The organism is Psychrobacter piscatorii, from assembly GCF_001444505.1.
GTDB lineage: Bacteria > Pseudomonadota > Gammaproteobacteria > Pseudomonadales > Moraxellaceae > Psychrobacter > Psychrobacter piscatorii_B.
Genome location: NZ_LNDJ01000124.1, coordinates 1 through 7,646, shown reverse-complemented (window position 1 = coordinate 7,646; position 7,646 = coordinate 1). Strand labels below are relative to the sequence as shown.

The window sequence follows — 7,646 nt, the reverse complement described above, 5'->3', positions numbered from 1 at the left end:
AACACTTTAATAGTGGTTCGACTATAACTTGTGATGCAATGGCAATATATCCAGTCACGCGACTTATTCTTTTATTATGACGTCTAAAGACTTTCTCCTTTTTTACTCTTATTTTTGTGAATATGTAGCCATCAGGATTTAATGCCATCAATATAGTGAAGTTTAACGCACCTGCGGCGCGAGCTAAAGCGTACAACATCATTTCATGAATCAACGACATGTCGATAACCTTTGCTAATGAGACAATGATGTTCAATGCCATAATATTCGAGATTAGGTGCTGGCAAGTGGATACTCATAGTAATCAATACTGTTTTTTTGTTAGAATATGCCGATATATCTACGAGCGTACGAATAGCTCATTATTAACTTTAATGCTAAGGGCAAGAGGTATGATGAATATTTTGGTGATTGGTTCAGGTGGTCGTGAACACGCGCTGGCATGGCAGTGTGCAAAAGATGACAATGTCGAAAATGTCTATATCGCTCCTGGTAATGCTGGCACGGCCCTTGAACCTAAATGCCAAAACGTTGTCTTAACGTCTACTGATGCCAGCGAGCACAGCGCTGTTATCGAGTTTTGCCAAAACAATGATATTGACATGGTTATCGTTGGACCAGAAGCACCTTTGGTCACTGGTATCGTTGATGCGTGCCGTGATGCTGGTATCAAAGCATGGGGTCCAACAGCCTACTGCGCTCAATTAGAAGGTTCGAAAACCTTTGCCAAAGAATTCATGGAACAAAACAATATTCCAACGGCTGCTTATCAAGGATTTACAGACGCTACTGCTGCCAAAGCTTACGTTGATGAGCAAGGCGCGCCTATTGTTATCAAAGCTGACGGGCTTGCTGCTGGTAAAGGCGTCATTGTTGCTGAGACTATTGAGCAAGCGCATGAAGCGATTGACGATATGCTAGCGGACAACAAATTCGGTGATGCTGGTAGTCGTGTGGTCATCGAGCAGTTCTTGCAAGGTGAAGAAGCCAGTTTCATTTGCATGATTGATGGTGACAATATCTTGCCAATGGCGACCAGCCAAGATCACAAACGTGCTTTTGAAGGGGATACGGGTCCCAACACTGGCGGTATGGGTGCTTATTCACCTGCGCCAGTCGTGACCAAAGACGTTCATGACAAAGTGATGTCACAAGTCATTCAGCCAGTCGTCGATGCGATGAAAGACGCAGGACACCCTTATACTGGATTTTTATATGCTGGTCTTATGATTGATAAAGCAGGCGATCCTTATGTCATTGAATTCAACTGCCGCTTTGGTGATCCAGAGACGCAGCCTATTTTGATGCGCCTGCAGTCATCAATGGTAGACTTGGTCGCACAAGGGTTGGCAGGTCAACTGCCTAGCGAAGCCAAATGGGACAACCGCCCTGCTCTAGGTATCGTAGTTGCATCGAAAGGCTATCCTGAAACATCATCGAAAGGCGATGTGATTGCTGGCTTGCCAGAGCTGGACACTACGAACGATAATGCGGTTAAAGTATTTCATGCTGGTACGGCATTCTCGAATGACAATGAGAACGAAGTTTTGACTAACGGTGGTCGTGTATTGTGCGTGACTGCTTTAGCAAATAATATTTCTGAAGCTCAGCAAGCAGCACTAGCAGTCACTGCTGCGATTAGCTTTGATGGTGCGCAATATCGCCGTGATATCGGGCATCATGCCATTGCTCGTGAAAATGCTTGGTGAGTTAATCCTTGTCAGATAACGTGAATTTTTCACTCCATATGTCTGATTAAGCAAATATGACTGATACGCTATACATTATTTGACCTAGCATCATGCATGCTAGGTCTTATTTTTTGACAGTCATTTTTAGGTCTATTTTTGATGAAATGCTCATAAAAAATGAGATGGCGGCTTAACGATAGACCAGACATGAGCACAACTCTCAACATTAAATCGGTAAAATATCACGCAATTATTTTGACTTACAAAGTAACTATCAACAGCCTGTGTGCGCTCATAAAACCCATGCACTTTATATGATACAATTTTATACCCGTGCATCACATCTCCCTTGTATTGTAGGTCTCGAACCCGCAAATCAATACCAACTGGATGAATGATTATATTTATGGCAAATGATACGTCTAAACCTTCTAACAATAAGCAATCAATCGATAGTCTAAAAACCTCAGGGTTTGATCGCCGCATGTCGATTGCTAAAACCTCCTTAAATATTGGTCGTCGTTGGGCGGGTAATAGTGTGTCTGGCATGTTTTTGAATAAAGAAGCACGGACCGCACGTAACCAAGCATTTATGGAAGCTCAAGCGAGTTATCTGGCATCAGAGCTTGGTAAATTGAAAGGTTCAGTTGTCAAGATTGGTCAAATGCTAGCCATCTATGGTGAACATATATTGCCACCAGAGATTACGCGTGCCTTGCAAACGCTCAATGATGATACGGCGACGCTTACCTGGCCGACAATTGAGCAAACATTGCGCCAGCTATTGGGTGAAAAACTAAATGAGCTCGATGTTGACCCTGTTCCTATTGGAACGGCTTCTCTTGCCCAAGTCCATCGGGCGACAGTATTAGCAACTGGTGAACAAGTCGTATTGAAGATTCAGTATCCGGGGGTGGCCGATGCCATCAACTCTGATCTCGCCCTATTTAAGCGACTACTAAAGGTAAGTAACATCGTCCCCCAAACGCGCGCTCTCGATGCTTGGTTTGAGGAAATACGTGACCTACTCCACCATGAAGTCGATTATGAAGCAGAAGCAGCAACAACAGAGCGTTTCTACGATCGTTTAAGCAATGATCCACGTTATATCGTGCCTAAAATTAATCGTAATTACTCAAAAAAACGTCTGCTATGTATGTCATATGAGCCAGGTATCACTGTCGTGTCTGAAGCACTACAGTTGTTGCCTCAGGAGCGCCGCAGTGCAATTGGTCAAGCTGCCATCGAAATTATGATGCAAGAGATTTTTGTCTGGGGTGAAATGCAGACGGACCCTAATTTTGGTAACTATTTAGTTCGAGTTAGTGAAAGTACAGACGATATTGATAAACTTGTTTTGCTAGATTTTGGTGCTATTCGCCAATTTGATAGTAATTTGCTTACGATTGCCCGTGGACTATTGAGGGCAGGATATCACCACAACCATCAGGCGATGACTCTAGCGATGACGGGTTATGATTTCTTCGATAGTATGAGTGATAAAGTACGCTCTGATATTGCCTCATTGTTCCTATTGGCTACCGAGCCATTTAGCGATCCTGAGAAAAACGATGACATCCCTACAGATTGTTTGGATGAGCAAAATCGCTATATTTGGGCCAATAGCAAATTGCATTCACGCTTATCCACTAAAGCTACTCGTGCGATGCAATCTTTTGAATTTAACCTTCCTCCAAAAGAATTCATGTTTATTAGCCGCAAATTTATTGGTGCATATACTTTTTTAACAGTGCTTGACGCACATACCAACCCTAGTACCTTGGTCAAACCTTATTTATAGTTTTTAATAGTGCGAAATTTTGGCCGTCCTTTAGTGACGGCTTTTTTTGATTTATTTTTTTCTGCTTAGGCTATTTTATATTTAATCTTCGTATTATATTGTAATGACACACTTTTAACTATATTTTTTGTTACTTAGGCTATTTTTCGTCTATTATTAAGCTTGCCAATTATCAAACCTTGTTTTATACCATTTTGGCTTACGGATGCTTAACTCCCAGCATACCTCTTGCCGCGCTAAGTACTTCACTTCAAAATGCGTACGCTGGCTGTCGACAGGCACTCGGTAGCGAGTATTTGGTAGGCACCAAAGCTTAGCTGCTTGATGCTCTGCATTGTCCATATAGGATTGAATATTGGTGACCAGTATTATCTCTCCCCCTACTTGCAAGCGAGATAGTAGAAACTCAAAAAAGGGCATATTTAGCCATTGCTGATTGGGATTATGCTGTTCAGGGTTGGGATAAAGAATAAATATTTTAGCCACACTATTGGGTTTTAGCGCATGCACCGTCCAAGCAATCGCATCTGCATGGATCGCATCTAGGTTCGATAGGTCTTGCAGTATAGCCAGCTTTGAGAAAGCATCAAACTTATTGCGTGTGCGCTCAATGGCGATCAAATGCTTATCAGGATTTTGCAGGGCAAAGCTAAGTGCATGCTTGCCCTTCCCTGCTCCAATCTCCAAGATTAACGGCTTTTCATCTTTATTATCACTGATGATTTTTGGAATCATAAAGTCGCGCGGTGCGGAGAGTCGTTGTGGTTGAAAGGCACGCGCTTGCTGATGTGTGAACTCGATATTGTCTGTCATCTACTATCCTTAAAGCATTTGTCTTTTGTCATTATTCTGCCCCATGCTATTATATAGCCAATCTAATTGAATAGTAATATAACGAAAACTAGTACTCCTCAATTCATCACAATTTATATGATAATAAATAACTATCGTGCGCAAATGATACTAATAACATCAAGGATACTCCCACCTTTATTATGACTGACTCTAATACCAACACTGCACCCAAAACCTACCCTTGCCCACGTTGTGGCACTCAAACTGCTTGGCAAGACAACAAATATAAGCCATTTTGTAGTGGTCGCTGTAAGCTGATCGACTTAGGTGCTTGGGCAAATGAAGACTACACGTTACCTGCAGAAACCACACCTTTTTCTGACGAGCTATAACCTACCCCTTTACTCAATTTATTATACCAAGGATGTTTTACATGTCTGCTACTTACCTAATGCCCACTTATAATCGTCAACCTATCAGCTTTACCCGCGGTGCAGGCAGTTGGCTCTACACAAAAGACGATACGCCATACTTAGATGCCTTAACTGGTATCGCGGTATGTGGACTAGGACATTGCCATCCACAAGTGACTGACGCTATTCAACAGCAGGCAGCGACCTTGGTTCATACCAGCAATCTGTTCGGTATTGACTGGCAAGAGCGTGCAGGAGAGATACTATGTACGTCAGCTCAAATGGATAGTGTGTTTTTTGCCAATAGTGGCGCTGAAGCCAATGAAGCGGCACTAAAGCTTGCACGCCTGTATGCGTCGCAACAAGGCTTTGCACGCCCAAAAGTCATCGTGATGGAGCAGTCATTCCACGGCCGTACATTGCTATCACTATCGGCCACTGCTAACCCAAAAGCCCGCGAAGGGTTTTATACGCTAGATGATGACTTTATTCGTGTACCATTTGGTGATATTGCTGCCGTTCAGCAGGCTGCACTGGATTATGAGGACATCTGCGCCATTTTTGTAGAGCCGATCCAAGGTGAAGGTGGTCTTAATACTGCGGCCAATGGCTTTACCTATTTAGAAGAGCTACAAGCAGAATGTGATGCTCATAACTGGTTATTCATGCTTGATGAGGTGCAAACCGGCAATGGTCGTACTGGCAAATATTTTGCCTATCAGCATAGCAATGCGCGCCCTGATGTATTGACGACCGCCAAAGGCTTGGGAAATGGATTTCCAGTCGGCGCTTGTATGGTACGAGGCCGTGCTACTGGTTTGTTTGGTGCAGGGAGTCATGGCTCTACTTACGGTGGTACGCCATTAGCCAGTCGCGTGGTGCATAGCGTGTACGATGTACTTGCAAATAGCGACATTATGGAGAATGCGGTGATGGAAGGATTGTTTATCCAAGAAAGTCTCGTCAATGCACTAGGACAACACGGCGTAAGTAGCCGCGGTGCCGGTATGATGATTGGTATTGCGCTACCTGAAGACATGGATTGTAGCCAATTGGTAGATCGTGCCCGTGACGAGCAAAAACTTATCATCAATGTGACAGGTGGCCATGTGGTACGTTTGCTACCGCCGCTCAATATGAGCCGTGATGAAAGCACACAAGTCGCTGAACGCTTGATCAACTTATTAAAGCCAACATTCTAAAGTTTGCTTGAATATGTAGCATGTAATAAAAAAGCCTATGGACAACTCTATCCATAGGCTTTTTGCTGACCGATTATTGAAACAACCAATATCTAGTCTAAACAACACTTAGTTGGCATGAAAATATTTCTTCAGTACTTCTAGGCAACGAGTGATTTTAGCTGGTTGTTGGTCGCGGTTTAAGGTAACGGCATATAGTACAAAGCTCGGCAACTGATAACCAGTCAATACCTCTACCAGCTCTCCACTCTCAAGCTCTTTTTTGATGTCCATCTCCATCATTCTAACCAACCCATGGCCTTCTTTAGCTAACGTTGTCGCCATAAAAACGTTATTGGTATAGATACGCGAGTTCATTTTCACACGCGTTTTTTTGTTCGTTTCCGTCTTGATCATATCGACTTGATTGGCATCTTTCATGATTTCGATACAAATGAGCTGATGATCAGCCAAATCTTTTGGTGTATTAATCTTAGGATGCTGACGCAGATATTGGGGTGAAGCCACGAGTAACTGGCGCACATCGGTGAGAGGATGGCTACTTAGGCTTGCGTCATTAATCGATGGACTCATGCGAATGGCGATGTCGATACGCTCATCAATCATATCGATATAGTGGTTGTCTGCAAGATAGGTCACGCTCAAATCATCGTGTGCCGCCATCCATGTGGAGAGCGCTGGCAATATATGATTCACGCCAAGCTCAGGCGTCGTCGATACCCGTAGGCTACCTGCTAGCTCATCTCGCAATTGATTGACTTTGATCCGACCTTGTTCGGCAGCACTGACCACATCTTTTGCAGACTCATAGAAGCTCTCACCAGCTTCCGTTAAGCTGAGCTTACGAGTTGAGCGATGCAATAGCACAACGCCAAGCTCATTCTCTAGTGAACGAATTTGCTGACTGACTGCACTGGTGGTAATACCAAGCTCGCGAGCAGAACCACTAAAAGAGCCGTGTCCGACCACACTGGCGAACACAGCCATACCGCGTAAATTATCCAACATATTCTCACCTAAACTTCATTTCAGTTTTTAATATAGCTTAACCATTATAACGAATTTTAATTTATATTATCGTTATTAAATATTTTTCATTTTTTAAGGAAGCAAATTGCTTATTCAATAAAAACAAAAAAATATCAAGGCGATAGCACAATATCACCTTGATATTTTATATAAAACCACTGCTAAAACATATCTATATTTTTAAATAAGGTTAATAACAGCTTTTTTTGAAACTTAATATAGCTGTACCTTACCCATTTTTCCTTCACCGCGCTCAGTCAAATACTGCATGACGGGTGTATGTCGCAACTTCATCTCAGCAACCGTTTTTGCTTGCTCCAAACGTTTTTGCTGGCGACGCTCTGGTGTTTTGTCATCGCTTTGCATAATACTACTATCAATTTTTAAATCAATCTCTGCACTTGTGAACTGTTGCTGTAGCTTAGCAGCTAACTGCTGGAAAGTCGCTTGTAAATGTCTACTATCGACACTAGTCAAAAAAGTGGCTGTGCCATTACATTGACCTATCATCGTACCTTGACGGGCAAGTGCCAGCTCGTCCTGTGCCAACACTTCTGCCTCACGAGCTGTCTGTAGCCAGTAATCCCATTTTTCCGAGTTCCACTCCCCTATCAACTCTTGAGGGGCGCAGCGTAATAAAGTACGAGGATCTTCATCTGATGGTACTGCTAACTGAGAATCATTTGCGTCAGGCTCAACAATTGGCTCAGGCTCA

General features: G+C 43.1%; 7 protein-coding genes and 1 pseudogene. 4 read left to right on the top strand and 4 right to left on the bottom strand.

Annotated features, from left to right (window positions below):
- Positions 1–220 (bottom strand): hypothetical protein (locus tag AS194_RS13985; RefSeq protein ID WP_227511656.1); only part of this gene is annotated, 220 nt, incomplete at its 3' end.
- 175 nt (positions 221–395) lie between these two features.
- On the opposite strand from AS194_RS13985, the gene purD reads away from it, so the two are divergent.
- A complete protein-coding gene (gene purD, locus AS194_RS12670) occupies positions 396–1,709 on the top strand; it encodes a phosphoribosylamine--glycine ligase (RefSeq protein ID WP_058025852.1) in 1,314 nt (437 codons plus the stop codon).
- A 388-nt stretch (positions 1,710–2,097) separates the two neighbouring features.
- Positions 2,098–3,492 carry an ABC1 kinase family protein gene (locus tag AS194_RS12665; RefSeq protein ID WP_058025850.1) on the top strand — a complete coding sequence of 465 codons (1,395 nt, stop codon included), beginning with the start codon at positions 2,098–2,100 and terminating at the stop codon, positions 3,490–3,492.
- Between the two features lie 156 nt (positions 3,493–3,648).
- On the opposite strand, the gene AS194_RS12660 is transcribed toward AS194_RS12665, so the two are convergent.
- Complete coding sequence (locus AS194_RS12660; RefSeq protein WP_058025849.1) at positions 3,649–4,305, bottom strand: SAM-dependent methyltransferase; 657 nt, start codon at positions 4,303–4,305, stop codon at positions 3,649–3,651.
- A 182-nt stretch (positions 4,306–4,487) separates the two neighbouring features.
- On the opposite strand from AS194_RS12660, the gene AS194_RS12655 reads away from it, so the two are divergent.
- Together AS194_RS12655 and AS194_RS12650 are read left to right on the top strand one after the other, a co-directional pair.
- Entirely contained in the window at positions 4,488–4,679 is a 192-nt protein-coding gene (locus AS194_RS12655; RefSeq protein WP_058025847.1) for a DNA gyrase inhibitor YacG, read from the top strand.
- A gap of 41 nt (positions 4,680–4,720) precedes the next feature.
- A complete protein-coding gene (locus tag AS194_RS12650; protein WP_058025846.1) occupies positions 4,721–5,902 on the top strand; it encodes an aspartate aminotransferase family protein in 1,182 nt (393 codons plus the stop codon).
- Between the two features lie 108 nt (positions 5,903–6,010).
- Here AS194_RS12650 and AS194_RS12645 read toward each other — a convergent pair whose 3' ends face one another.
- Both AS194_RS12645 and AS194_RS12640 read right to left on the bottom strand, forming a co-directional pair.
- Positions 6,011–6,910, bottom strand: coding sequence for a LysR family transcriptional regulator (locus AS194_RS12645; protein WP_058025844.1), 900 nt, complete (start codon positions 6,908–6,910; stop codon positions 6,011–6,013).
- A 234-nt stretch (positions 6,911–7,144) separates the two neighbouring features.
- Positions 7,145–7,646, bottom strand: a pseudogene (locus tag AS194_RS12640) (DNA polymerase III subunit gamma/tau); the annotation flags it as partial.